This is a genomic window from Paenibacillus sp. 05T425 (assembly GCF_056396205.1).
Window position 1 is genome coordinate 1 of the sequence record NZ_JBFTLA010000131.1, and the last position, 417, is coordinate 417.

General features: G+C 60.4%; 1 pseudogene. It reads left to right on the plus strand.

What is annotated here, in order from left to right:
- A pseudogene (locus tag AC1DF0_RS32435) lies at window positions 1-417 on the plus strand (2-isopropylmalate synthase); the annotation flags it as partial.

A 417-nucleotide genomic window follows, 5' to 3' on the forward strand; every position in this document is an offset into this window, starting at 1 on the left:
CCTCGTTCCCGGCTGCTTCGCAAACCGACTTCGACTTCGTGCGCACCCTGATCGAAGGCGGCCACATCCCGGACGACACCACCATTCAGGTGCTGACCCAGGGCCGTGAAGACTTGATCGCGCGCACCTTTGAATCCCTGCGCGGTGCCAAGAAGGCCATCGTTCACCTGTACAACGCGACCTCCCCTTCCTTCCGCCGCATTGTCTTCAACCAGGACAAGGACGGGATCAAGGCCATCGCCGTAAACGCCGCCAAGCTGTTCGTCAAATATGCCGCCCAGCAGCCGGACACCGAGTGGACCTTCGAATACTCGCCAGAAACCTTCAGCGCCACCGAACTGGAATTCGCCAAGGAAGTCTGCGACGCGGTGATCGAGGTGTGGAACCCGACGCCTGAGCACAAGGTGATCCTCAACC